This window comes from Streptomyces sp. NPDC048637 (assembly GCF_040650675.1).
In the GTDB taxonomy this organism is placed as follows: Bacteria; Actinomycetota; Actinomycetes; order Streptomycetales; family Streptomycetaceae; genus Streptomyces.
Window position 1 is genome coordinate 1 of record NZ_JBEZHQ010000015.1, and the last position, 24272, is coordinate 24272.

The window sequence follows — 24272 nt, forward strand, 5'->3', positions numbered from 1 at the left end:
CCCCGAACCGCGGGTTCGGGGGCCGCCGACTACCTGTTGACCTGCTTGGGTCGACTTCCCCGGCGTGCGGCGCCGCCAGATCTGTCAGGTGGTGGCCGTCAGACATGGTGCTGCACGTTCCTGAGCCGATGCCGGCCGCGCCGGTCGACGTGCTGCCGGCGGCCGGGGTGACGTAGGAGGCCAAGTGGGACGGGCGCCGCTGCCTGCTCGCCCAGCGCCCCGATGGGCGGGGGAACTTCGCTCGCGGCGGGGCAGTGCACTGACGGTGGCGTTCGGCGGCATCGCGGCGGCCTCGCAACGCCACCTGCCCGAGGGCGGTGTGCTCCTCGACGGCGTTATCTGACCTGTACGGGTGTCTCAGTCCCAAGGTGTCTCAGGCGGCGCACCTCCGTAGAGGGGACACGTTCGCCGCCGATGGTTCGGGGAGCCGAAGAAGGACATAGGGCCGCGCGGCCGGCGGCGCGGCACAGATAACCTGCGCGAATGAAGCGGATTCAGCGGGCCGCCGGCGCGGTCGTCGGCTCAGCGGTGGGTGACGCCCTGGGCGGCCCCTTCGAGTTTGGCCCCCGGGGAGCATTCTCCGCGCGGTTTCCCGCGCCTGGTGCCGGTGGCGAGATGTGCGGAGGCGGTGGCTGGGACCCCGGCGAGGCCACTGACGACACACAGATGGCCGTCCTGGTCGCGGAGTCGCTGCTGGAGCGGGGCGGACTGGATCTGCCGGACATCTTCACCCGCTTCCAGCGGTGGGCAGTATCAGAACCGAAGGACATCGGCTTGCAGACCGAAGACGTCCTGACCAACGGCATGCCCTGGGACCGCGCCGCCACGATCCATTTCCAGGTCAACCAACGAGCAGCGGGAAACGGCTCCTTGATGCGGGCATCGACCTCCGCGGTCCACTTCGCTGCCGTCGGCCAAGAAGCCACCATGGACGCGGCCCGCCGCCTCGCTGCCCTCACCCACGGTGACCGCGCAGCTTGGGAAGGCACCGCGATCTTCCACGAACTCATCCGCGTCACGTTCGAGGACACCGACCCCCTCACCTCGCTCCCGGACATTCTGGCTCTCGTCCACCCCGAGCACCGCGGCCGCTACGCCACAGTCCTCGCGCCCGACTGGCACCCCGATGAGGCGACCGAGTTCAACGGTGCCGTCTGGCCCTGCCTGGGCTCCGCCGTCTGGGCCCTGCGCACCACCACCAGCTTCGAAGACGCGATACGCGCGGCGATCGACCTCGGCGGTGACACGGACACCGTCGCCGCGGTGACCGGAGGCCTCGCGGGGGCGTACTACGGGCTGGACGCAATCCCCGCTCACTGGACCCAGCCGCTCCACGTCCCCCTCCCAGGCTGCGACGGACGCGTGTTGCGCCTGGCAGATCTGCTCCACCTTGCACACTGCCTCGGAGGCTGAACCGGATCCTGCTCCGCGATGGCACCCTCCACATCCGGCGCCGAGCACCGGTCCGGCACCGCGGTCTGCGACATCACCACCGGTGCCGACGGGAGCATCCGGGCAGTTGCCCTCTCCGATGGGAGCTGTCTCGACGTCGACATCGTCGTGAACGCAGCGGGTCCCAGCGCCTCACAGGTCGCCGGGCTCATTGCACGGCGCTTGCCGATGCGCCGGGAACCCGGCGCCGTCGCCCGGATCGACTGTGCGCAGGTCCCGGTTCACCGGGCCATGCACGCGGCCTCACATAGAGATCCGTCCTGACGGAGACGCTTCGGTGGTCCTCCACAGCCGCGAGATCGACGCACTCATCGACACAGGCAAAGATCCAGCGGAACTCGCACGGCTGCTCCACGAAGCGGCACGGCACGTCGTCCCCGAGCTCGGCAACTCCTGCATCGCACAGACACGGGTAGTCAACCGGCCCATCCCGGCCGACGGATTCCCCTCGGTGGGAGCGGTGCCGTCTGTGCCCGGCTACAACGAGGCCGTTTCCCACAGCGGCATCACGCTCGGGCCGGTAATCGGCCGACTGCTTGCTTCGGAGATCCTCAACGGGAAGAGAGATGAGATGCTCGCGGACTTCCGCCCGGAGCGGTTCTCCCCGTGACAGCCCGGGTAAGCGCCGCCAGCACCGCATACGTGGCCGTTTCTGATCAACGACAGCCGTGGCTCTACGAGTTCTCGATTCGGATCATGCGCCGGAGGCTCGCTCGTAAGGGACGAGGTCGTCGTTGGTCTCGGCGACTGAAGCACGGATGGGGGGGCGCATGGTGGATGTGAAGAGCGCGTACACCGCAGGGCTGGGTGAGGCGACGGTGCCACGCCCGGTCATGACGCCGCTGGTGCGCGGCGAGCTGGTGGGGCTGATCGGGGTCCGCCCTCTCAAGGCCGGCGAGGGCGCGCTCACCGGGATCGCGGAGCTCGCGAACATCGCGGCGGCGGCCGGCCGGTGCGACGAGGAGAGGGTGCTCACTTCAGGGCTGGGAAGGTGAGGGGGACGGGGACTCAACAGGGGGGTAGCGAGGCCATGGTGTGCGAGATGGTGTTCCGGAGTGAGGACGTACCTGCCGCGGAGCGGTTCGACTACTGGCGTGAGCTCATGATGCAGACGATCGCACCGTTGGAACTGAGCAGTGACCACGCTGACAACTTCCGTGCATCCATGCATCTACTGGAACTCGGCACCGTTCACGTATGGCCGACGGCATTGCAGTCGATGCGCTTCCGTCGAACTCCCAAGCTGATCCGGCAGTCCGATCCCGAGCGGCTCCACATGTCACTCGTCACTCGCGGAACCGTGGGCATCGTTGTCCAGCCCGGCCAGGAAGTCACACACGGCCCCGGTGACCTGTGCGTGGTCGACTCCTCGCGGCCTTTCGATTGCCACGCGATCAACGGCCAGGGCCCGATGGAGGGGATCGGTCTCGCACTCCCCAAGGAGTTGCTGGCGTTAGCCGGAAAGGGGGCCGACAAGTTACTCGGGCAGCGGCTATCGGGCCGGGAAGGGTTCGGTGCCCTGCTGGCTCAGTTCCTCACCCGCATCACGACGGACACCGGCTCCTTTCAGCCCTCCGACGGCCCCCAGCTAGGGACCATCGTCCTCGACCTGGTGTCCGCGCTGTTCGCCCACGAACTCCAAGCCGCCGACGTCCTCACCCCGGAATCCCGTCGGCGGACCCTGACCTTGCACATCCGCTCCTTCATCCAGCAGCACCTTGCCGATCCCCAGCTCACCCCCCGGGCGATCGCCGCCGCACACCACATCTCCGTCAGCCACCTGCACCGCCTCTTCCAGGAGCAAGACATGACCGTCGCGGCCTGGATCCGACTCCAACGCCTCGAACGTGCCCGCCGCGACCTCACCGCCCCCGCACTGCGTCACATCACGATCCGCCAGATCGCCACTCGCTGGGGGTACACCCGCGCCGCCGACTTCACCCGTGCTTTCCGCACCCACTATGGCGCACCGCCCAGGGACTACCGGAACAGCGCACTCAGCACTCAGACCGAGACGCATTGCTAAGTACCTGTGCACGCTCCGCTAACGACTTTCCGGGAGAGTCCCGGCACTCTCTTAGACAGGAAGAGCCCATGGCGCCACGGGGTGAACGGCGTCCTCAACTCGACTATGAGGAAGAGCACTAACGCTTCCGGAATTAGCGCTGCCGGGGAGACCGTCTGCGCCATAGCCGACAGCGATAAAGGACTGACCGTATGGCAACGGGGCAAAAGATTGGCCCTCGAAAAAGGAAGAGGTAAGCAGGCATGAAACGCAGGCTCCAACGAGTCGCAGTAGCCGGCGCGCTCTTGGTCTCAGGGGTAGCGGTACCGCTGGCCACCGCCGCACCAGCACAAGCAAGCACAACACAGTGCGTGAACTATCTTTACGTTCACCACTACACGATCGGCCCAAAGGTAAAAAAGAACTGCAAAAAGGCCGCGCATGATTTTTGGTACCTGGATGAAGCGAGGCATAACCTTCGAAAGATAGGCGTGAAGAAGAAGCACGCTCAACGTGCCGTCCAGTACGCCTGGTTTGACGGGTAGACGACTTCGGAGTCGCCGCTCTCGCACCACCACCCCACCTCCTATCCCCACGCCCGACGAGGCACGACGGCTCAGGCCTCCGGCTTCGGGCGTGCAATGCCATCCAGCCCGGCGACCAGCAGTGCGATGTCGTCATCGCGGTCGCCGGGCCCCAGCATGTCCAGCACCTCGTCGCACAACGGCTCCAGCGGCGGCGCATGGGACCCCGCCAGCCGGGCCGTCTCCGTCAGCCGCTCCCGCAGCTGCTCGATACCCGTCCACACATCACGGATCCGCGACTCGACCAGCCCGTCCGTATAGAGCACGAGTGTGGCACCCGCCGGGGCGTCCAGCTCCACCGCCTCGAAGTCCACCCCGCCCACACCGATCGGCGCGCCCGGCGGCACCCGCAGCACCTCCGTACGGCCGCCGGGGTGCACCATGACGGGCGGCAGATGTCCCGCGTTCGCGATGGCGACTCGGCCCGCGACTGGGTCGTACACCGCGAACAGGAACGTCGCCAGCGCATCCCCACCCAGCTCCAGCGCTAACCGGTTGAGTCCGCGCAGCACCTCCTGCGGGGGCTTGCCCTCCCCTGCCAACGCTTGTGTCATGACGCGAAGTTGTCCCATGACCGCAGCCGCAGTCATCGAGCGCCCCATCACATCACCGATGGCGAGCGCCACCCGGCCCTGTGGCAAAGGGAACGCGTCGTACCAGTCGCCGCCCACCCGAGCCGTCTCGGCGGCCGGCAGATAGCGGCTGGCCAGCTGGACACCGGTCGGCTGCGGCAGCGAGTGCGGCAGCATCATTCGCTGCAGTAAGTCCACAGCGACCGCCTCACGACCGCCCAAGGCCGCCTTTTCCACACTCAGCGCGGTGTGCGTCGCCAGCTGTGCCCCCACCAGCAGGTCGTCCGGCTCGAATGCCGGACGGTCTGCCCGCCGCACATAGACCGCAGTGCCGATCACTCGACGGCGTCCGCGCATCGGCGCCAAAATCACCCGGTGGCCGTCCGGCAGCCGGATGTTCGGGCCCAGCAGTTCCGCCAGCGCTGACCGAACCGCCTGCCTGTCCCCGAACTGCGGGCGCACGCCCCGCAGCACCTCCGCCAACGGACCGCCGGGCCACACCTCTGCCCTGACGACCATCTCCGGGCCCGGACCCGGCTGCGTGGGCAGCCGGGCGCTGTTGGTGACCGGCTCCTCCGGGATGCGGTCCGTACGGCGCAGCCGCAGCACTATGGGGCCGGTCGGGCGTTCGTCGCCCACCGGCAGTGGGTCGCGCAGGTACACCAGGATCGCGTCGGCGAACGTGGGGACCGTCGCCCGGCACAGACCGAGCACGATCTCGTCATGGTCGATGCCGCGGGCAATCCGCCGCGTCGCCGCCCCGACGTAGCGAACACGGTCGGCGCCTGCCTGCCCGGAGTGCTCGACGGCGACTGCCGTCTCGCCTGAGGGGTTGTCCGTAGTAGTTCGGGACAACCCCTCTCCCCTGGCGAGAACCTCCCCCGCCACCACTACGCCGTCGTCCGAGGCGGGTCGCCAGCCCACCGAGTCAGCGGCTTCCTGCACTGCCTCGTGCTCGTGATCGAGCACGGAACGAATTTTTCCCAGCGCTTGCTCGATCTGATCGACGGCTGCGTTGCCTGCGTGCATGTCCACCTCGCGCACGACCGGGAGTGCGTCAAGGGCCGCAGGCGCTTCGTACGGCGGGCCGGCTTCCGTCCGGAACTGGGTGAGCTCCCGCTCCAGCTGCTGAATGCGTCGCGCGGCATGATCTGCAACCTGCTGAGCGGTGTCACGCTCGTGCTCGGCCCGCCCAAGCTCACTGCGTAGATCGTGTTCTTGAACGACCGCCCGTTCCAGGTGCTGTTCAACGGCAGCGAGTTGCGCGGGGGCCGGGGGTACAGCGACCTGCAAGCCGTCGACCTGCCGCTTCAGATCCGCAATCGTGGCCTGGGCCTGGCCCAGCAGAACGAACACCATGGTGGCCATCTGCAGCGCTTGAAGGCGTCCGTGCTCGCTGGCCTGGAATGCCTGGCGGGCCCGGTCGATCTCCTGGTAGGCGGCGATCGTTCTGTCCTTGGCCTCCAGCAGCTCGCGGGCCACCGACGGCAGCACACTGCTCACCGCCGCCGTGGGTGCGGTCTGGGCGATCTCCCATAACTCCCTAAGCGGAGCCAGGCGGGCTTCCGTCTGCGTCGCAGACTCACCGGGGAAACAGACATCGGCTGCCGCTTCGACGAGCTCCCACGGCAGGTCCGCGCCGGAGAGCAGGTCGCGCAGCTTCCGTAGCGGCGGCACGTGCTGGTCATGGAAGTGGTCATCGGTCAGCCGGTGGTGAAATCCCGTCACTGTCACGGAAGCGTCATCCAGCCAGGAGCGGACCGTCTCCACGAGACGGTTCATCTCCGCGCAGTTGCCCCGCGCCGGAGCCCACGGCCGACCCGCCCTCTTCACACTCATCACGCCGCCACAGTTGTCCCGGGACAACCCCACGTTGTCGCCTGCACAACATCCAACCGCTTCTAAGACCTCCCCCGCAGGTGCATCGTCAGACGTGCCAACCGGCCAACGACCCATCTCAGCAAGGAGAATCAGATGTTCGCCGCCTCCCCCGATGGCTCCCCGAACCCCACCCGCTTCATCACCAGCAGTATCCGCTGGCTGCTGGCCATGGCGGCACTGCTCACCGCGCTCGCGGAAGTACTCCTGATCCTTACCGGACATACCGACCTCGTCGGGCCCGTCGCAGCACTCGGTGCGGCGATCGTCGGCGGAACGGCCATCAAGGTCACCATCCAAATCCGCCGCTGACCCCAATATGGTGTGACGCCCTTCCGCCAAACTGCGCCAAGGAGACGGCCCTCGTCGTGGAGCAACTCATCGCGCAGGAGTCGGCCCACCAGCTGGGCGGCGAGCAGGTCGGTCTCCTCGGCCTGGTCCAGGGCAACGAGCTCGACGAGAGGCCGGCGGCGTCGTACTTCCCTGCAACGCTGCGAGAGGGGGCCGCTGCCCGGGGCTCCGGCGACCGTACGGGTGCGGGTACGGGGCGCAGTGGGTCGGAGACCATGCCCGCGGGGCGGTCCTGACCCAGCAGCTCGGCGTAGGCCGTGATGGCGTGCTCCAGCTGCTCGCGCTCGCTGCGGGGCGCGCCGGCCGGGCCCGGGTGGCGTCGTCTTCCAGGGCGGCCGTCGGCAACCACAAGTGGTTCTCGGCCTTGGCCCGGGTGACGCTCGGATAGAGGGCGAAGGCGATCGCAATTACCGAGCCGTTGGCCCATTGTGCCCCTCGCCTGTATCGACGGATGGTCAGTCGAGATGCAGGAGGAGGAGTAGGCCACCCACGAGGGCGATGGGAAGCCCCAGAGCACGGAGGAACCCCGCCCGGGCAAAGGGCACTGGTACGTAGGGCGTCTCGAGGCGCCCGTTCGCCCAGAGCGTTTCGCGGTGCCGGTCAGCCGCCTTCTTCTGTACTCGGTCGCACCTGCGGCGAATCAGACCGCCGACGTCGAACAGCACGGTGGCGCCCACCGCTATGTACACAATCGCAAGCCCGATTCCCATGGCGAAGAGTCTATGACGCGTGGTGCGGGGTACCGCCCAGGCACTGGCGCAGACGGGTTCGCCAGGGCGCCGCCGCGCACGCGGGCTTCAGTCAGTTGGCCACAAGGACCTCCCCTGCCTCTCGCTGGGGTCACGGGCCTATCCCCATGGGCGCGGGGAGCAGCGAACGCCTTCAGCTGCCCCGTCGTGGTAAGCGGACTGCTCCCCGCGCCCGCGGAGACAACGTGGACCGACGACATCACCGGGATCGCGGAGTGGAGCTGCGGTCACCACATCTGGGCTGACGGTAGGGGGCTCATCAAGGGTGAGGTGAAGGGCGTCTGACACCCGCTAAAGGTGCCTCCCTAGCCGCCGCGAAGTCGCCTCGGTCTGGTCAGACGGTTGTTGCTGTCGGGAGGCCTCGCGGTAGCGGTGACCTGCCAGGTGGGTGTCCGCTCCCCCGACATGATCCGGTAGACGTAGGACGTCGACACCCCGCTAGGCAGCGCTGTACTGATGGCGGTTCGCGGCAGGCGCCGGCGGCGAACTCGCCAGCACGACATCAAGATCACGGAGGTCCGCAACACCGCCCGCATCACACTGGCTCTCGACCTACCCGCAGCCGTAGTCGCTGGCCTCTTCGACCTGCACATCAACACTGCCGTCCGCTGGGTGCACCGGGCGAAGAAGGACTGGAGCAGCTCCATCGCGGCGCGAGCTGAGGACCTCAACCACAAGCGGAGAAAGCGGCATTGGCATAAGTGATCTGCACCAGCACTCCTGAGTGCCTGCTCAGCCGCGCTGTGACCTGTCCGCTTGGAGGGCCCGGCGGAGTTCCTGCACCGGGTACGGAGTCTCCCTGTTCTTATCCTGGATCGTGACGTAGAAGTCCGTCATCACTGCGGCGAGCGGTGCATGGCGGGAGAGGATCGCCCTGGCCTTTTGCGGTCCGTCCGGCGGGTTCTCCCCTTCTGCGCATGCGCGGATAAGTGCCTCGCGTTCTTTGCGCTCGTATCCGTACAGGTTCGTGATCAGTCTGTTCACCAGCCAGCTACGCGTGTAGCAGCGATCGTAGGTCCTGTGCAGTTCGAAGAAACTGGTCTCGGACGGTGACAGGTCGAATTGGGAGGAGATGGCGAGGCCGTAGTCGGCGAAGTAGAGGCGTTGGCCGTCGGTCAGGATGTTCTGAAAATGGGCGTCGAAGTGGAGCAGCCCACGAGCGTTCATGAAGGACGTGCCGGCCTCCAGCCCGCCCTCCACCAGGGAACAAGCCCGGTCGGCAGACTCTTCATCAGCCTGTACTTGCTTGGCGAGCCACTCGTCGAGCGTCTGAGGGATGTACTCCAGGAACAGCGCGAGGCTCGCGGTGGACTGCTGAAGGGCCTCGATACGACGGCGTACCTCCGAGCTGCCTCCCCAATAGGCCACAACCCGCTCCACGTCCGCGAGCTCCTCGGGAAGAGCGGCCGTGTCCGGCAGCACGCGCCAGTGGTACATCATCGGGAACCCTTGGTACTGCCCTCCGAGCACCCAGTTCGTCGTCATGGTGTGCACAGCGAGCTCCCGCCATGCCCCGAAACCAGGCCCCCCACCGACGCCGTACTGGCAGAAGGTGGGAATCCCGAACAGGTTGGCCGTGGAACGTGCATGCTCCGGCAGCCGCTCCCTCTCCGTGAGCGGCACCCGCTTCACGAAGACCGGCTTACCGTCAACCTCCAGCAGCACAGATCTCCCGCCAATACCAGAGCCAAGCGGCACGGCGGCGTCCACCAGCTCGCTCAGTTGGCGATCACTTCGAAGGGCGAGAGACGTGGAGACAGTGCTGTAGGCGGCCAAACGTGCACCTTCTGGCATATCGGGATGTTTGACAGCTAACTGCATCGAATGCTGACCTCGTTTCCACCCATGCACGCGAGTGCCACCAGCTGCTGCCTGCGCACTGTACGTGAGTGTCGATGAGGAGATCAGCGGAGTTGACGCACCGGGCAGGGTGCCCAGGTCCAGCGGCCGAACTTGGTGACTCCCCCTGACAAATTGGTGACTCCCCCTGACAAAACCGCAGCCTCGAACCCGGTAGCGATGCAGTCGCCAGGAATACGGCAGCCGCAGAAGTGCTCTGCGCCAGTACGACGCAGGACGGCCGGCCGCTCCCGCGACCGGAGGGCCACCTTGCACACCGCCAGGCGGCCGGACCGGGTCCGGGCCTCGACCAGCGGGGCGTAAGGCTTCTGGGCTCCGGGGCCGTGGGCGCCCGCCCAGTACGGGCGGACATGCGGGCATGCAGCAAGCGGCGAAGCCATCGAGGGGAAGGAAGCGGGCGGTGCCGACTGCTCGGGTGCGCTCATACGACGCGCCCCCCGGCCGCCAAGAAGCCGCCCCTGCACGCACGGGGAAGCCTCGCCTGCCTGATGGCGAGCTGGTCATACCTCTTGGCGTCCGGTGCGGTGCCGCCGTAGCTCACCGTGACCTGGCAGGCCAGGTTTTCGGCAGGTTGTACCTGACCGCGCATATCAAGCCACTGGCCAAAACGCGGAGGTTAGGGTTCGATTCGTGCACGTACTTCTGGTGGAAGACGACGAGCCGGTCGCCCAGTCGCTCCGACGCGGCCTGCAGCGGTACGGCTTCGAGGTGGAGTGGGTCGGTACGGGCGGGGCGGCACTGGCCTACGAGGGACCGTACGACGTCGTACTCCTCGACCTCGGCCTGCCCGACACCGACGGCCTCGACGTCTGCAAGGCCCTCCGCGACCGCGGTGACGTACCGATCATCGTGATCAGTGCGCGGAGCGACGAGACGGACCGGGTGGTCGGCCTGGAGCTGGGTGCCGACGACTATGTCTCCAAGCCCTTCGGCGTGCGGGAGGTCATCGCGCGTATAAGGGCGGTGATGCGGCGGACGCAGCTGCGCACCCCCGGCGGCCCGGCGGCCGGCCCCGACCGCTATGGGCCGCGCCTGACCATCGACCGCAAGGCCGCGCGCGTACGACTGGACGGCGCGGAGGTCTCGCTCGCGCCCAAGGAGTACGACCTGCTCGCCTTCCTCACCGAGGAGCCGGGCGCGCTGATGTCGCGCGAACAGATCATGGAGGCAGTCTGGGACGCCAATTGGTTCGGGCCGACGAAGACGCTCGACGTTCATGTGGCCGCGATACGCCGGAAGCTGGTGGGGGCGATCACGGTCGAGGCGGTACGGGGGGTCGGCTTCCGGCTCATCGTCGATGAGCACGGCGGCAAGGACGGCGGCAAGGACGGCGGCAAGGACGGCGGCAACTCCTCATGATCCGCCAGCTCGTCCGCAGCTACGTACTGCTCGTAGCGGTCGCCGTCGCCCTGTTCACCGTCCCGGTGGCCTTCACGCTCACCGCCCAGCTGCGGGACGACACCCGGCTGTCCGTCCACCGTGAGGCCACCACCATGGCGCTGCTGCTGGGCAACGGCAACGACGCCTCGTGCCAGGCGCTGGAGGAGATGGCCAAGGCGTACGGTGACGAGACGCCCGGCGAGGTCCAGGTGGCCGCCCCCAGGAAGTGCGCGGCGGATCTGCCCCGGCCGGAACGGGACGCGGCACTGACCAAGGCCCTGGAGGACGGCGCCGCCACGACCGACTGGGGCTCCTCCTTCATCTGGGGGCCGCAGCTGGTGATCACCGTCCCCGCACATGAGCGCGCGGCGGGCGGCGACAACGACAAGGGCGCGGTCGTGGGCGCCGTGCGCATCGTGTACTCGACCAGCAACCTCACTCACCGGCTGTGGACGATCTGGGGCTTCCGGGCGGCGCTGGCCGCCATCGTCCTGGCGACGGCGGCCGGTATCGGCGTGATCGCCGCCCGCCGGCTGACCCGTCCCCTGCGCCAGCTCAACGACATGGCCAGCAAGTTCAGCGACGGCGACCTGACCGCCCGTTCCCCTGTGACCGGCCCTCGGGAGACACAAACCCTGGCGCGCACGCTCAACCAGGGCGCGGAACGTCTCGACACCCTGATCGGCGCACAGCGCATCTTCGTGGCAGACGCGTCCCATCAGCTCAGGACCCCTCTGACAGCGCTGCGGCTCTCGCTGGACAACATCGCGGACGGCGTGGACGACGAGTTCGTCAAGGAGGACGTGGAGCAGGCGACGGCCGAGGTGGTCCGGATGAGCCGCCTGGTCAACGGCCTGCTGGTGCTGGCGCGGGCGGAGGCGAAGGTGACGGCGGTGGAGCCGCTCTCGCTCCGGGACGTGATCGAGGAGCGCTTCTCGGTATGGCGGCCGGCCGCCGACGAACGCGGAGTCACCATCGCGCTCAAGGGGGATGCCGACGACCGGCTGCTGGTGTTGGTCAGCCCTGGCCACCTGGACCAGGTCCTGGACAACGTGTTCTCCAACGCCCTGGAGGTCTCACCGGACGGCGGGACGATCACCGTGCGGGTCGAGCGCCGGGGCATCGAGGTGGAGCTGTTGGTGCTGGACGAGGGCCCCGGCATGTCCGATGCCGAGAAGTCCCGCGCCTTCGACCGCTTCTGGCGCGGCCGGGGCCTCACCGGGCGCGTCGGCTCCGGCCTCGGTCTCGCCGTGATCAAACAACTGGTGACGGACGACGGCGGAACCGTGAGCCTGCGGGACGCGCCCGGGGGCGGGCTGTGCTTGGCGATCAGCTTGCGGGCGGCAGCACAGAGGAGTGGTGGTTGACGATCAACCACTTGCCATCCCGCTTCTCGTACTCGTACGTGTAGCGGGCCTCGACAGTGCGGCACTTACCGGTCTTCGCGTCCGTGAGGTGGAACTTGTAGATGCCTGCGTCGATCGCCGAGTTCTCGTCGAGGACGTTGATGACGCTGCGGACCTTCTCGCCCTTCGGCTTGCCCTCCATGAAGTGCTCGAAGTAGTCGACGATCCCGGCACGGTCGGTGCGGATCTCCGGGGAAGCGGTGGGCAGGAGCACCGCGTCCTCCGCGTACCACGCGGCGATCTTCTCCGGGTCGTTGGACTGCAGGGCCTCGTTCCATCCGTCGAAGAGCGCGGCGATCTGCTCCTTGGCGGGCTTGGCAGGCTGGGCGTACGCCTTGGCGTCGCCGCCGGAGGTGGCCGCGCTGACTCCCACGGTCCCCACGGCAGTGGTGACGAGGACGCCGGCGGTGACGAGGGCGGTGCGTATGCGGGTGTGACGGGACATCGCAACTCCAGTGCGGTGGGGGTGGGTTACTCCGCTCGCTTCCTCTGCGGCGGGAGTGACTCCAGATTCGCGGAGCGCTGGTTAGCGGTGAGCCAAGGGACGTACAGGGGGCGGACAGGACACACCCAATTCACGCTGGGCGATTGATGCGTCACGCCCCAGAGCCGCAGACGGACGGGAGGACATCAGCTCCGCCGACCTCGTCTGACCACGGCAACAAGCAGCCTGGAGGAATCGTGAGCACGACCGAGCGCCGTGTCCCGGTATCCGTCGTAGGGCAAGCTCAGGGGCGTGGCATTTGTGCAGACGTGGGGTGGTTCGGCGGGTCGTGGTGGATGTGGTCGCGGGTGAGGAAGTCTTGCAGCTCGCGGTGGCGGAACTGGTAGGCGATCCCGGCGGTGCGCGTCAGACCCACGTCGCAGCACCAGTCGAGGAAACGGCCGAGGCGCCAGGGCAGTGGCTGGTTGGACCACCAGGGGCGGGTGCAGAGGAGGAAGGCTATGTAGCGGACACCTGCGGCGCCGAGGGCTGGGCCGGCGCCGGTCCTGAACAGGGGTCCGAACGCACGCCAGGGCCTGAACAGCGAGTCGAGCGCGCCCCGGTAACCGCATCTGAACAGGCGGTTGTAGAGGATTGCGAGCACACGCCCGCCGCCGAAACCGAACAGAAGCATGTAGATGAATACTGCCCCGAGCGCGAAAACGGGGCCCAGGGCGAACCAATAGAAAGGGACGAAGCCGAGCCCGACCACGAGGCCGGTCGCCAACCCGGTCACCAGGTCGTCCCGCACCATGCCGCGCGGCGACGCGTTTCCGTGTGACCTGCGCACTTCGGGTGTGTCCGAGAGCACGCCGGCCAGCCCGGCTCCGACCATCGCTCCACCAGCGACCCCCACCACCGATCCGTATACGAGCCCGATCACCGGCCCGATCACATTCCCCATGTCGACCACGACGATGAGCGCTCCCCAGAAGAGCCCACCCACAAGCCCGTTCACGAACTGGCGTCTTCCAACAGGGGTTCTGGCAGTTACTCGTTCCAGTCGAGACGGAATGGGCCAGGGAGGGATTGCTACGAGAAGACTGCCCACCACCATGAGTGTCACGTTCCTGGCGTACACGTGCCAGCTATCGAGCAGGGCGGCAGGCAGGTCAGCGGTGGCCCACACCGCGATGGTCAGCAGGACGTGGACGGTGCGGGCGCGGCGGTGGCCGGTGAGCGGCCACAGTTCATGGAGTACGAGGTCGGTGCCTGATAGACGCCGTCCGGCCACTTCGCCGGCGCTGGTGGTGTTGGTGTGCAGGTAGCGGGCGAGGACTGTCAGCCAGGTGCGTACCTGCAGCCGGTTGTAGGGCGCTGTCGTGCCGCCCGTCGAGGAAGCCGTCAGGATGTACAGATTCAGCAGGTGGTCTCGGACCTGCTCGGGGGTCTGCAGGGTGGGCTTGAGGAGGTCCGCGGGATCACGGACCCAGCTCCCGTCGGGGTGGCGTTCGTCGTAGACGGCGAGGGCTACGGTCAGCCGCCAGGGTGTGGAGAGGCCCCGAGCCAGTGGACTGGCCGGGGCGGCGCGGAGTCTGTTCAGGACGGGGACCCAGCGGTCCGGGTTGCAGGCGCGGGCGGTGACGAACGCCTCGGTCGCCGCCAGGCTGACGGGGGCGATGTCGATACGGGAGGCGTCCTGCGCCCACAGATCCGCCTCTCCCAGAGCGGCATAGGAGGTGCTGCGGCAGGTGAGGACAAGCTGGCCCTTGGTGGTGCCGTGGAGGTAGGTGTTCATCGCCTCCAATGCGGCTGCAGCGCGGGAGCCGTGCCCGGGAGTCTCACTGGCATCCATTTCGTCGAGCCCGTCAAGCACAGGGAGGACCAGTCGGGCGGCGACGAGGGCGGCTGCTGCGGTGGGGCGCAACCGGTGGGTACGGGCGAGATGCTCGGCGAGCCACGCCTCGAGCGTATTCCGGCTGGGGTCGAAGGTGGATAACGACAGGCGTACCGGAACGGGACCGCCCGGCGCCCGGTCGGCGAGGAGAAGCAGCATGAGATGGAGGGCAAGTACGGTCTTGCCGGCTCCGGGCGCGCCGGTGATAACGAGGCGGCCGGGCTGTAGAGCACGGTAGTAGGCAGCGGCTTCCTCCAACGTGCCGTGGGGTGCTGCGCCTGTGGCGTGGTGGGCAGGGGAGGGCAGGAAGGTGAACTCGACGTTGATGGTGCGGTCGCTGCCGCCGAGGAGTCTCCGGCGGGCTTCCTCCTCGCGCTTCCTGATGTCGACGGAGAGGCGGTCGGCGAGTCCGGCGGTGTCGGTGTCCTGCCAGGCCTGGGAGCGCGTCGCCTGGTGCAGGCCCACCATCGCCAGCATCAGGCTGACCAGCCCGACCGCCAACCCGCCTGGGTCCACCTCCCCGGTTCCCGCCCGAACAGCTATGGTGACCGCCACCCCCACGGCCACCACCGTCAGCGCCAACCATCTCCACCACGTGTGAAGTGCCGCCCCCATGTGCCCATCCTCACCAAAGGCTTCGTTGTTCAGGAACTGAGCGCCGAAACGGTGTCCACGGGGCCGTTGTTGCCGGCACCCCGCCCCCGGGGGCACCTGGCCCCGAGAAGGTCCACCTTTTCCTGCATCGGTTATGGCGTCGACACTCGCATCGCCCCGGTAGCCCAGGGGCACCTTTTACTATCTCTGCATCAGATTGTCCGGCTCGGACCGCATACACGAGGTGAGCTTCCCAGCAGGCCACCGCAGCACCCTCTCGTCGCCTGAATCAGATCCCCGGTTTTCCGTGGATGATGCGGTGCGTGTGGGCGGCGGTCAGCTCGTGGGTCCGGCGCGGGAGCGCCGGTGAGATCCACCGAACGTGCCCGCCCGGGTCGGTGACGACCTGGACGTTCACGCCGTGCTGGCGGTGCCTGGCGGAGTAGTCGGCGCGGCTGTCGCCGACGCGGTCGCACTCCGCGAGGGTGCCGTCCAGCAGCACGAATTCCGGATCGCTCTCCCGCAAGACCTTCAGCAGGCCCGGTGCCCGCGCGGCGAGCAGGCTGACCACCGCGGTGGTGTACTGACCTGCGAGACCCCGCTGCCCGTCTGGTGCGTACGCGACGAAGCCGCCCTGCGCCGTGCCCATGGGGGTCAGGCGCCCCAGGGCGGGCGGCCCCCGCAGACCCACCGGGCGAGTGCGCGGCCGTCGATGAGGCGCAGCGGGTGATCGAGTTCTGCGTTGGCGCGTTGCGCGTCGGGGGTGAACGAGCTGGTGGTGACGATGACGGCCTGGTCGCAGCGGTGGTAGGCGCGGTAGGTGCCGTTGACGGCGTAGATGACGGGGGCCCCGACCCTGTTCTTCGGGGCATGGCGCTTGCACTGGACGGCGACGCGGCGGCCGTCGGCGAGCTGGACGAGGACGTCGAGAGCGCGGTCGTTGCTGCCCCCGGAGACGGTGGCAGTGCGGACTGCGGGGTCGCGGCGTGCGAGGTCGGCGATGGCGTGCTCGAACTGCGGGCCGGTCAGGTGCTGGTAGGCGGCGATGCTGTGGGTGACGTCCGCTCGGCCGCCAGCGGGACGCGCGAGGAGGCGCAGGCGCCCAGTGCCGGCGAGGAAGTAGACCGTGGTCGCGGCCAGGGCCAGAGCGGTCACGAGACTGCTGATGACCGGGTATTCCCGGAAGGCCGCGATGACGAGCGCCAGGACGAAGGCGGCGGCGATGACGCGGTTGGTGGACGCCTGACGTGCACGCCGTCGGACGGTCCGGCGGCGCGGTTTCCTTGCGGGCCGGCGGGTGCGGGCAGGACGACGTCGTCGTGCTGGTGCGGCCAAGGGTCCCCCTATGCGGTCGTGCGGTTCGGGGCCGGCGAGGTCTCGGAGCCGGCCGGACGTCGGTTCACAGTCCGGCGCGCGTAACGCCGTTGACCAGTTGGGTGCGGAAGTCCAGGATTCCGTGCCCCGCGGGCGTCGGGGCGATCAGCACACCCAGCGCCGGCACGATGACCACGGTCGGCTTCTCGTCGGCCCGGCTCCTGGCCTCGGTCCGGCGACGCAGCCGCGGGACGACGATGACAGCGAGCAGTACGACTACGTTTGATCGTGAGCAAGCGTCCAGACCTCCCCCGAGCACAGCCTCACCGCGCCGCAGGACCGCGCGTTCATGCCAGCCTCATGTGTAGCCCTGGCACTGCGGCGTTATGGGGAAGTCAGTGGCAATTGGCGATATAGCGATCTCCTGGCTGGATCCTGCAGTGATCAGCGTGCGGTCTGCGACCACCGGCTCTCGCGCCCGTCTGCCGGCTCCGCAGCGGCGTGGGATCCGTCCCTCACTGCGGACCAGAATCCGGGGTGCCCTCTCCGGAGGGGAGGGGGACCGGCCCCTCGGCCGAGGGACAGCACGACGACCTGGTAGGCGGCAGGTGGCTACGGGCGCTTCCTGCCACGTCGGCCATCGGCGAGGGCCTCCTCATTGCTCCCGTCCCCGTCGGCGGCCGTTCCCACCCCGGGAGTGGCCGCTCGGCATACTCGCCGGCTTGACCTTGACGCTAGCGTCAGGGTTCTAGCGTCCCCACCACGGCGATGGCTCCTCCGGCGGTCACGGCGACGGGCACAGCACAGGCGGAAACCACGGCCCATCAACCGACAACCCTGGCAGCGAACCTGACGCGCCTGCACACGACGGAGCAAGCGGTGGTGACCACGACGGCCGTGGTACCGAAGGTAGCTCTGGGGACGGGCCGGACGGCGGCAGCCACGCCCCCTCCGACTGGTCCGACCGAGTCGGCGAGCCCGGCGAGCGTGCGAACGAGCCGATTCCGGCGTTGACGGCGGAGGAAAGAGCGGCGCACTGGGGCCACCTCGATGAAGTCGAAAATCGGGCTCCAGAGGAATTCTGTCACCTGAAGCATGATCCTGATCACAAGAATCAGATCGACGACAAATCGATGGATGAGGCTCGAGTCGGCCTCGATCTACGGGAGAGTGGCCGCCTCCCGGCGGACATCCGTCGCCCGGAGCTGGCCGACAAGGGTGAATTCTATTCCGAATCCACCGGCGAGTACTATGACATCAAGGGCGTCCACTCCGACTATCCCCCCTTCAACAACGTGCGTGACAAGTCTCAGCCGTTCAAGGGTGCGTACGACCCGGCCAATAACGAGGCTTGGGTCAACAAGCAGCTGGCGAAGCAGATCGAAAAACGTGGACGTATAGTTATTATCGACGCTCGGAACGCAAATCAAGCGGCAATCGACAGCATCAAGGATGTCGTTGAAAGCCGTGGTTGGGGAGATCGTGTCATCTGGTACCCGTAAGAACTGGAAGCCGACTGCGCTCCCGGCCGATCCGGAAGCCACGCGGCAACTGCAGGAATGGCTCGCCTCGGAGGAATATAACCTCAATGGCATGGAGCGCGACTTCCGGGGCGCCGACCTCTCGGGTGGGGACTTCTCGAACGCGTGGTTCACCGATGCGGTTCTCGTGGGCGTGCGACTTGTCGGCGCGTCCTTCTACCGGGCCGACCTTCAGTCGGCGGATCTGACCGGGGCGGATCTGACCGGAGCGGATCTCGTCAAGGCGAACCTGGACGAGGCCGTGCTCCGAACGGCGCGGCTCAACGGGACGGACATGGTCGGGGCTTCGCTGTACGGTACCGACGCGTCGGGAGCGAGCTTCCGCACAACGAGGTTCCTCGGTGCTTCGCTGATCGACACCGACATGAGGGGGGCGGACCTGACCGATGCCGTCCTTGACGAGAACATCTTCGAGATCAAGGCCGACGACTCCACGGTGATGCGTGGCTTGACAGGCACCGTTTTCGGGCCGGTCACCGTCTTCAGTGGCGAATCGTCCCGAGAACTGGCCGGCACCGAACTCGAGGCATGGATCGCTGAGCGGGGTGGGCAGGTACGGGTACTTCCTCCGTACCGCACACCGCAGTAGGGCCACGCCCCGGAGTTCACGACAGGGCAATGCAGGAGATCCACAGAGCGCTCGCCACAGTCCTCCGCACTCGGCACTACACCCAGGGCAAGTTCGGTGAGCCCCACTTCGGGGGGCTCACCGGGCTGAAACAGGAAGTTCGATGGCCATGCTGATGCGCGCGCCGGGAGAGTGCGGCTTGTGGATCTGGGACCTGAATGACGAGGTGGAGCCCGGTCTGGAGTCCGCGCTCAGGACGGCGGCGCGCATGTCCGCGTTGCTGCGGGATCACGGCCTCTTGGAGCCGAGCCAGGTGGAATGGCTCTGGTTCGTCTACGGCGGCATCGGCATCGGCATCGGCATCGGCATCGAGACGACGCTCCCACTGATGGGGATGTTCGACCCCGCCGACCTCACCCAGCGAATTGAGCGAAGCCAGCCTTCGGGCCACCCGGATGCCCAGGTCGGAAACCTCAGTGCGTCCGGACGCGGAACGTGGTTCGACGCGCAGGGCGAGGAGCGGCACGAGCAGGATCTTGCAGTGTTGAGCGTCGATCCGGATGAGCACCAGCTCACGACCGACGTGGCGGTTTTCCATGACATCTGGGGCCATTTCGACTTCAGAGGTTTTCCGCACCCGGAAATCTACAAGCGCAATGCACCCAGGCTCGCTGCGGCTCTCGGGGAACTCGATGCGCTTCTCGGGACGACGGCGGTGGCGGGCGACGCAACCTACTTCGGACGCGCTGAAGGCCACGGCATCGAAATGCCCGATGTCATCGACGGACGGGGCCCCGATCTCACGGACCGCTTGTGAACAGCGGCCGTTGCCGTCGGCATAGCGGTGGTTCGTGTCTCAGCCGATCGGGGTGCGTTGAGCCAGTCACCTGGCTGCTCGACAGACGATCTACCCCTTGGGGTGCCGAAGGACGACAGTCGACTGGTAGGCCCAGCGGTGAGCAGCCCGGGTGTCCGAGGGAGTTCCGGGGACTTTTCAGGGACTTTCAGTGCTGTCCGAGGGACTTCCAAGGGACTTTCCGCCGCGTAAGACGGCAAGCCCGTGACAGACCGGAAAGGGCTTCCGACGCAGGTCAGAGGCCCTTCCCGGGGAAGAGTCGCAGGTGGCGGCGGACGAGTCGGCCTGTACGCCGGGTACAGCTCGACCTCTGACGTCTGCAGCATACCCAGGGCCTTTCGTGAGGAGTCCCAGCCACGTCGTCAGTTGACCGGGCCGGACATGGGAAGCCGAGCAATGCTCGCGCCGACCGCGAACTTCTCTCCGCGCGTCCACCTGTGACATCCCGTGATCATTGCACTCCTTTCCGTGCATTACCCGTCCCCCCAACCACCACCGCCCCAACCCTGCGGCCGCACGGACGCTGCAGAGCGCCTCAACGGCACGCTTCGGAGCCCCATCCTCAATGACCCAACTCAAGACCCTCCCCCAAGTTGCCGCGTAGCCAAATCATCAACCCAAGCCCTCATTTGGCGCGGCCGGAATTCCGAGCTACAACAACACACCCTGGCGGGAAGACCCGTCGATGACGCTCGGACGGATTGGCGCGAGATTTGGCGACGGTAGTAGATAAAGGCGTTGGTGCGCCCGGCAGGCGATGGCTCGTACGGTACCGGGAGCCCGGTGGGCGTAGCGCTCGGCAGCGTGAGAAGTCTTTCGACCGCAAGAAGGACGCGGTGAACTTCGCCACCAAGATGGAGAACGACAAGCGGGAGAACAGCTACGTCGATCCTTCTGCCGGCACGGTGCCGGTGCGGCGCTATTCGGCCGACTGGCTCGCTCTGAAGCCCATGGCGGCCGGCACGGAGGAGTCCTACGAGCGCATCATGCGTCTACACGTCCTCCCGCAGCTGGGGAAGAAGACCATCTCCCAGGTCACTGCGGCCGACGTGGAGGAGCTGTACGCGCTCTGGCGCCGACAGGGCGCGATGCCCAACACGATAGATTCCCGCCGCATTGCTCTGTCGGGCATGTTCTCTCACGCGGTTCGCCACAAGAGGATCCGCGAGAATCCGGTCAAACAGGCTGAGAAGCCTGCCAACTCCATCATGCAAGTGGATGAGAGGGCACTTCCCAGCTTCGATGAGATCTCAGCCCTGGCCAAGGAGATTGGTCCACGCCTGGAGCCTGCTGTGTGGCTCATGGCGTGCTGTGGATTGCGTATCGGAGAGTCACTGGGAGTCTTTCCAGAGGACATCTTCGACGGCACGTTGCGTTGCCGGCGACAGGTTGTGCGCATCAAGAATTCTTCAGGTAAGTACGTTGCCCTCTGCGCCCCCTTGAAGCATCGGAAAGAGGGCGAATGGCGCGATATACCGGCGCCCGCCACCCTGGAGCCGCTTGCCGAACGGCTGCCCATTCGGACCCACGAGGTCTCGCGCTGGATGGGCCACAGCTCGATCAAGATCACGGTGGACCGGTACGGCCGCCTCACTCTCGACGGCAGTGAGCGCTGCCTGCCGTCAGGGCATCAGCACCGTCGGCGCGAGGCCACCTACGGGTGCCCCTACTCAGCGGATTCCCAGCTCCGCGAGTACCCGGCGCTGAGTCGGTGCCGGCCTGGCCGGGAAGCACAGGTAGCAGACGCCGCCGGTTCCGCCGACGACCTTGCCTTCGGCGTTCTTGCGCTTCGTCCGCAGCCAGATGTTCTCGAACTGGGAGGCGGGCAGGTAGCAGACGCCGGAGACGATGACAAACATGCAGGTCAACGGCTCGGGCTCGTTCGCCCCGAACGAGCCCGAGCCGGACCGTGCTGAGTTCGTGCTGACTTCCGCTGCCGCCCCTTCCGGTCCGTTCGGGGGCGTTGTGCTGGATCGGTGCTGGCTTCTGGCACTGAAGGCCGAACCTTGGACAGCACCGAGACGGACGAGATGGGCATTCTTCACTGTGTGTCACCCCGACGCCCACGCCCATCTCGCGCACAGACGCCTGCGACGACGGGCCCATGAAGGTCAAGTGGCGCTGTACGGGCCGTTTGGTGCGGCCGTAATCCATCCTTATCCTGTCGCACTCCCGACCTACGGAGGTGAGCAGCGATGGATCAAAGGATGTGGACCGTGCCGGCTCTGGCGAACTTTCTCGGAAAGCCCACCTCCTGGGTTTACGACAATCACGAGAAGCAGGCCATCCCCAGCTTTCGCGTGGGCCAACAACTGCGGTTCTGGCCCAGCGAGATCAAGACCTGGATGGAAGAAAATTGCCGCGAACAGGGGGTCGCATGAACGTCAAGTACAAGGAGACGGCCCGCGGCGGGCTCCCAGTGGACATCATCGAGCGCTAGGAAAATAGGCCCTGACCAGCGCGTTCGTGACTTTCAGCGCTGTCAGGGCCTTCCCTGCTTACCCGGCGGAAAGTCCACGGAAGGTCCCTGGGACAGGGTTGAAAGTCCCCGAAAAGTCCCCGGGATGTCCCCGGCCAGCGAGGGCCTCAAGGGAAGCCATCCACTGAGGGTTTTTCAACCTCGGTAGGTCGGGTTCTCAACGTGGTGCAGGGCGAGGATGGCCTGCACGATCGTGGTCGTCCGGGATGGGCTGCAGCGCAGCTTGGTCAGCAGCTTCCACGTTTTCAAGGTGGCGACGGCACGTTCGTAACGGGCGCGGATGCGGGCGTGGGCCTTGTTCACGGCCTTCTGCCGGGCTGACAGTTTCGGCCGGTGGCGGTGCCGCTTGAACGGTGTACGCACGGCGCCGCCGGCGCCTTGATAGGCCTTGTCCGCAAAGGTCATCACCGTCGCGCTGGTCAGCGCGTCGATGATGCCACGGGTCCGGGCGGCGGTCAGGTCGTGTGTCGAGCCCGGCAGCGCGGCCGAGGCCCAGCGGCGGCCACCCCGATCTGGAAGCCGGCGGCCAGCCGGGTGAACGTGTCGCCGTTGCGAAGGTGGGCCAGCGCCAGGAGCGCTTGACGGCCGGCTTTGAGGCGGCGCCAGTGTGATCGGCGTTGCTGGCGATGGGTGCGGATCAGGTCGGCGAGGTGGTTCAGCAATCGGGTGGACAGCGGGATCGCGGCAGGGTAGGACAGCAACGAGGCTCCCGGGAGGGGCATCTTTCTTGGTCGATTGCTTGTCTTACCGGGAGCCTCACCCGACCCCGCGCTCTACCCCGATACGCGCCCTCAGCTGCCCAAAGCCAGTGGGAAAACGCTCAATGGACCGTTTTTGAGACCGGCGCAGACTCGGTAGAGCTTGAGGTCGCAGTCTCGCGACCGGCCGGTCGTTCAGCGGGGCAGGATGCGCATTACTGCCTCGTGTTCGCCGCTGAGCCGCAGGCCTTGCTGTACTGCGGCGCTCAGATCGAGGTCGCCGAGCAGGGTGGCGGCCAGCAGGTGCGGCGGTCCGGTCAGTGACGCGGTGGGGTGGTCGACCCGGCCGGCGTGTGTGTGCACCGAGCCGTCCTTGACTTCGATGACCAGGTCTTCGTTGCCGTCGGCGTGCAGTTGCAGGGCGATTGCCGGCTGGTCGGGGCGGTGGTCGGTCAGTGCCCGGGCGGGCATGTCCAGCCAGTGGGTGCGGAAGGTGTCGTTGCCGCCCGGCTCACGCAACAGCGGCACGCCCCACCGGCTCAGTTCCTGCAGCACCGGCTCGAGCGCGCGGCCACGCTCGGTGAGGGAGAACAGGGTGGTGGCCACCGGCGGCGGGGCGGCCTCGCGGTGGATCAGGCCGGCTTCCTCGAGTTCGCGGAGCCGGTCGACCAGCAGGTTGCTGGCGATCCCGGGCAGCCCGTTGCGCAGGTCGGTGTGCCGGCAAGGACCCAGGGCGAGCAGTTCACGGACGATCAGCAGGGTCCATCGGTCGCCGATGGTGTCCAGTGCTTTCGCGATGCCGCAGTACTGCCCGTAGGTGCGCATGCCACCACCCTACATCGTGGTGTTGAGATTCAAAACTCTCTTGTTGACTTTCTCAACAACGTCGGTCTAGCGTCGCTGCCCATGACCCCCACCCTTTCCGTGCGTCGGCTGGCCTGGGCCGGCGTCGAGATCCGTCTCGGCGACACCCGCCTGCTGATCGATCCGCTCGAGAACGTCGCTCCGCTGGCGCCGGTGATGGGGCCGCCGCACCGGCCGGTCGACCCGGTCGATACCCCGCCCGGCACCCACGCCCTCATCACCCACCTGCACCCCGACCACTACGACCACGACCTGATCGCCCGGATCGCGGCCACCGGCACGATCGGTTGCCACACCCCGAGTGCGGCGGCGCTGCACGAGGTGGGCATCACCCCCGTCGCCCAGGACCTGGGCCAGTCACGCCGCATCGGAAAGCTGACCGTCACCCCGGTGACCTCGCTGGACTGGCGCGGCAACGACTGTGACCAGGTCGCCTGGGTCGTCGAAGGCACCGGCCGGCGGGTCATCCACTGCGGCGACACCCAGTGGCACGGCAGCTGGTGGCAGATCGCCCGCGACCACGGCCCGTTCGACGTCGCGTTCGTCCCGGTCAACGGCGTCATCGCCCACTTCGAGGGCTACGCGGCCAACGTCCCGGCGACCATGACCCCCGAGCAGGGCGTCGAGGCCGCCGTCGCACTCGGCGCCGGCACCGTCTGCGCCATGCACTACGGCCTGTTCCACAACCCGCCGTTCTACACCGAACAACCCGACATCGAGCAGCGCTTCCAGCACGCCGCCGACGAGCGCGGCATCACCGCGGCCATCATCGCCGACGGCCAGCCCGTCCTCTGACCATC

The 24272-nt window shown here is 67.4% G+C and carries 21 protein-coding genes and 3 pseudogenes; 13 read left to right on the plus strand and 11 right to left on the minus strand.

From position 1 onward, the window contains the following. The first annotated feature begins 483 nt into the window (after nucleotides 1–483). The 4 genes from AB0C46_RS19930 to AB0C46_RS19945 all read left to right on the plus strand — a co-directional run bounded on the left by AB0C46_RS19930 (nucleotide 484) and on the right by AB0C46_RS19945 (nucleotide 3478). Nucleotides 484–1413, plus strand: a complete 930-nt coding sequence (locus AB0C46_RS19930) for an ADP-ribosylglycohydrolase family protein (RefSeq protein WP_362829193.1) — start codon at nucleotides 484–486, stop codon at nucleotides 1411–1413. 316 nt (nucleotides 1414–1729) lie between these two features. Next, nucleotides 1730–2062, plus strand: coding sequence for an FAD-dependent oxidoreductase (locus AB0C46_RS19935; RefSeq protein WP_362829194.1), 333 nt, complete (start codon nucleotides 1730–1732; stop codon nucleotides 2060–2062). A gap of 160 nt (nucleotides 2063–2222) precedes the next feature. Further along, complete coding sequence (locus AB0C46_RS19940) at nucleotides 2223–2447, plus strand: hypothetical protein (protein WP_362829195.1); 225 nt, start codon at nucleotides 2223–2225, stop codon at nucleotides 2445–2447. Between the two features lie 47 nt (nucleotides 2448–2494). Beyond that, nucleotides 2495–3478, plus strand: coding sequence for a helix-turn-helix domain-containing protein (locus AB0C46_RS19945; RefSeq protein WP_362829196.1), 984 nt, complete (start codon nucleotides 2495–2497; stop codon nucleotides 3476–3478). A 595-nt stretch (nucleotides 3479–4073) separates the two neighbouring features. Here AB0C46_RS19945 and AB0C46_RS19950 read toward each other — a convergent pair. After that, entirely contained in the window at nucleotides 4074–6395 is a 2322-nt protein-coding gene (locus AB0C46_RS19950) for a SpoIIE family protein phosphatase (RefSeq protein ID WP_362829197.1), read from the minus strand. 192 nt (nucleotides 6396–6587) lie between these two features. Between AB0C46_RS19950 and AB0C46_RS19955 the strand changes: the two genes are divergently transcribed. Both AB0C46_RS19955 and AB0C46_RS19960 read left to right on the plus strand, forming a co-directional pair. Beyond that, a complete protein-coding gene (locus tag AB0C46_RS19955; RefSeq protein WP_362829199.1) occupies nucleotides 6588–6803 on the plus strand; it encodes a hypothetical protein in 216 nt (71 codons plus the stop codon). 56 nt (nucleotides 6804–6859) lie between these two features. Next, on the plus strand, nucleotides 6860–7078 hold the full coding sequence (locus AB0C46_RS19960) for a hypothetical protein (RefSeq protein WP_362829200.1): 219 nt from the start codon (nucleotides 6860–6862) through the stop codon (nucleotides 7076–7078). A 219-nt stretch (nucleotides 7079–7297) separates the two neighbouring features. Here AB0C46_RS19960 and AB0C46_RS19965 read toward each other — a convergent pair whose 3' ends face one another. Then, nucleotides 7298–7552 carry a hypothetical protein gene (locus AB0C46_RS19965; RefSeq protein WP_362829202.1) on the minus strand — a complete coding sequence of 85 codons (255 nt, stop codon included), beginning with the start codon at nucleotides 7550–7552 and terminating at the stop codon, nucleotides 7298–7300. Between the two features lie 771 nt (nucleotides 7553–8323). Then, a complete protein-coding gene (locus AB0C46_RS19970) occupies nucleotides 8324–9385 on the minus strand; it encodes a protein kinase family protein (RefSeq protein ID WP_362829322.1) in 1062 nt (353 codons plus the stop codon). Between the two features lie 696 nt (nucleotides 9386–10081). Here AB0C46_RS19970 and AB0C46_RS19975 point away from each other — a divergent pair. Both AB0C46_RS19975 and AB0C46_RS19980 read left to right on the plus strand, forming a co-directional pair. After that, nucleotides 10082–10810, plus strand: a complete 729-nt coding sequence (locus tag AB0C46_RS19975) for a response regulator transcription factor (protein WP_362829203.1) — start codon at nucleotides 10082–10084, stop codon at nucleotides 10808–10810. Next, nucleotides 10807–12198 (plus strand): HAMP domain-containing sensor histidine kinase, encoded by a 1392-nt coding sequence (locus tag AB0C46_RS19980; protein ID WP_362829204.1) that lies wholly within the window; start codon nucleotides 10807–10809, stop codon nucleotides 12196–12198. Before AB0C46_RS19975 ends, AB0C46_RS19980 begins: the two co-directional genes overlap by 4 nt. Here AB0C46_RS19980 and AB0C46_RS19985 read toward each other — a convergent pair. From AB0C46_RS19985 to AB0C46_RS20005, 5 genes and pseudogenes are all read right to left on the minus strand, one after another. Next, on the minus strand, nucleotides 12161–12682 hold the full coding sequence (locus AB0C46_RS19985; RefSeq protein WP_362829205.1) for an SgcJ/EcaC family oxidoreductase: 522 nt from the start codon (nucleotides 12680–12682) through the stop codon (nucleotides 12161–12163). The genes AB0C46_RS19980 and AB0C46_RS19985 overlap by 38 nt on opposite strands. 283 nt (nucleotides 12683–12965) lie before the next feature. Beyond that, a complete protein-coding gene (locus AB0C46_RS19990) occupies nucleotides 12966–15173 on the minus strand; it encodes an NACHT domain-containing protein (RefSeq protein WP_362829207.1) in 2208 nt (735 codons plus the stop codon). 289 nt (nucleotides 15174–15462) lie between these two features. After that, nucleotides 15463–15729 (minus strand): annotated as a pseudogene (locus AB0C46_RS19995) (transposase family protein); the annotation flags it as partial. A gap of 77 nt (nucleotides 15730–15806) precedes the next feature. Beyond that, nucleotides 15807–16487: a restriction endonuclease gene (locus AB0C46_RS20000; RefSeq protein ID WP_362829209.1), complete on the minus strand. Its 681-nt coding sequence runs from the start codon at nucleotides 16485–16487 to the stop codon at nucleotides 15807–15809. 64 nt (nucleotides 16488–16551) lie between these two features. Beyond that, on the minus strand, nucleotides 16552–16770 hold the full coding sequence (locus tag AB0C46_RS20005) for a hypothetical protein (RefSeq protein ID WP_362829323.1): 219 nt from the start codon (nucleotides 16768–16770) through the stop codon (nucleotides 16552–16554). Nucleotides 16771–17476: 706 nt separating this feature from the next. Here AB0C46_RS20005 and AB0C46_RS20010 point away from each other — a divergent pair. The 3 genes from AB0C46_RS20010 to AB0C46_RS20020 all read left to right on the plus strand — a co-directional run bounded on the left by AB0C46_RS20010 (nucleotide 17477) and on the right by AB0C46_RS20020 (nucleotide 19392). Then, nucleotides 17477–17968 carry a hypothetical protein gene (locus AB0C46_RS20010; protein ID WP_362829210.1) on the plus strand — a complete coding sequence of 164 codons (492 nt, stop codon included), beginning with the start codon at nucleotides 17477–17479 and terminating at the stop codon, nucleotides 17966–17968. After that, entirely contained in the window at nucleotides 17919–18596 is a 678-nt protein-coding gene (locus tag AB0C46_RS20015; RefSeq protein WP_362829211.1) for a pentapeptide repeat-containing protein, read from the plus strand. The genes AB0C46_RS20010 and AB0C46_RS20015 overlap by 50 nt, the downstream gene beginning before the upstream one ends. A gap of 142 nt (nucleotides 18597–18738) precedes the next feature. Beyond that, the gene (locus AB0C46_RS20020; RefSeq protein ID WP_362829212.1) at nucleotides 18739–19392 is read left to right on the plus strand and encodes a hypothetical protein; all 654 of its coding nucleotides are present in this window, start codon (nucleotides 18739–18741) and stop codon (nucleotides 19390–19392) included. A 1709-nt stretch (nucleotides 19393–21101) separates the two neighbouring features. Here AB0C46_RS20020 and AB0C46_RS20025 read toward each other — a convergent pair. Then, nucleotides 21102–21248 (minus strand): annotated as a pseudogene (locus AB0C46_RS20025) (peptidase C39 family protein); the annotation flags it as partial. 399 nt (nucleotides 21249–21647) lie between these two features. Here AB0C46_RS20025 and AB0C46_RS20030 point away from each other — a divergent pair. Continuing rightward, nucleotides 21648–21812 carry a helix-turn-helix domain-containing protein gene (locus AB0C46_RS20030; RefSeq protein WP_362829213.1) on the plus strand — a complete coding sequence of 55 codons (165 nt, stop codon included), beginning with the start codon at nucleotides 21648–21650 and terminating at the stop codon, nucleotides 21810–21812. 233 nt (nucleotides 21813–22045) lie between these two features. Here AB0C46_RS20030 and AB0C46_RS20035 read toward each other — a convergent pair. Next, nucleotides 22046–22611 (minus strand): annotated as a pseudogene (locus tag AB0C46_RS20035) (transposase family protein). 192 nt (nucleotides 22612–22803) lie between these two features. Next, entirely contained in the window at nucleotides 22804–23433 is a 630-nt protein-coding gene (locus tag AB0C46_RS20040) for a helix-turn-helix domain-containing protein (RefSeq protein ID WP_244416037.1), read from the minus strand. A gap of 81 nt (nucleotides 23434–23514) precedes the next feature. Between AB0C46_RS20040 and AB0C46_RS20045 the strand changes: the two genes are divergently transcribed. Beyond that, the gene (locus tag AB0C46_RS20045; protein WP_244416036.1) at nucleotides 23515–24267 is read left to right on the plus strand and encodes an MBL fold metallo-hydrolase; all 753 of its coding nucleotides are present in this window, start codon (nucleotides 23515–23517) and stop codon (nucleotides 24265–24267) included. Nucleotides 24268–24272: the final 5 nt, after the last annotated feature.

Bases quoted from the DNA above. Each gene is read 5' to 3' on its own strand.
- AB0C46_RS19930 (WP_362829193.1), top strand. From the start codon at position 484: ATGAAGCGGATTCAGCGGGCCGCCGGCGCGGTCGTCGGCTCAGCGGTG.
- AB0C46_RS19940 (WP_362829195.1), top strand. From the start codon at position 2,223: ATGGTGGATGTGAAGAGCGCGTACACCGCAGGGCTGGGTGAGGCGACG.
- AB0C46_RS19945 (WP_362829196.1), top strand. From the start codon at position 2,495: ATGGTGTTCCGGAGTGAGGACGTACCTGCCGCGGAGCGGTTCGACTAC.
- AB0C46_RS19950 (WP_362829197.1), bottom strand. From the start codon at position 6,395: ATGAACCGTCTCGTGGAGACGGTCCGCTCCTGGCTGGATGACGCTTCC.
- AB0C46_RS19955 (WP_362829199.1), top strand. From the start codon at position 6,588: ATGTTCGCCGCCTCCCCCGATGGCTCCCCGAACCCCACCCGCTTCATC.
- AB0C46_RS19965 (WP_362829202.1), bottom strand. From the start codon at position 7,552: ATGGGAATCGGGCTTGCGATTGTGTACATAGCGGTGGGCGCCACCGTG.
- AB0C46_RS19970 (WP_362829322.1), bottom strand. From the start codon at position 9,385: ATGCCAGAAGGTGCACGTTTGGCCGCCTACAGCACTGTCTCCACGTCT.
- AB0C46_RS19980 (WP_362829204.1), top strand. From the start codon at position 10,807: ATGATCCGCCAGCTCGTCCGCAGCTACGTACTGCTCGTAGCGGTCGCC.
- AB0C46_RS19985 (WP_362829205.1), bottom strand. From the start codon at position 12,682: ATGTCCCGTCACACCCGCATACGCACCGCCCTCGTCACCGCCGGCGTC.
- AB0C46_RS19990 (WP_362829207.1), bottom strand. From the start codon at position 15,173: ATGGGGGCGGCACTTCACACGTGGTGGAGATGGTTGGCGCTGACGGTG.
- AB0C46_RS20015 (WP_362829211.1), top strand. From the start codon at position 17,919: ATGTCGTTGAAAGCCGTGGTTGGGGAGATCGTGTCATCTGGTACCCGT.
- AB0C46_RS20020 (WP_362829212.1), top strand. From the start codon at position 18,739: ATGGCCATGCTGATGCGCGCGCCGGGAGAGTGCGGCTTGTGGATCTGG.
- AB0C46_RS20040 (WP_244416037.1), bottom strand. From the start codon at position 23,433: ATGCGCACCTACGGGCAGTACTGCGGCATCGCGAAAGCACTGGACACC.
- AB0C46_RS20045 (WP_244416036.1), top strand. From the start codon at position 23,515: ATGACCCCCACCCTTTCCGTGCGTCGGCTGGCCTGGGCCGGCGTCGAG.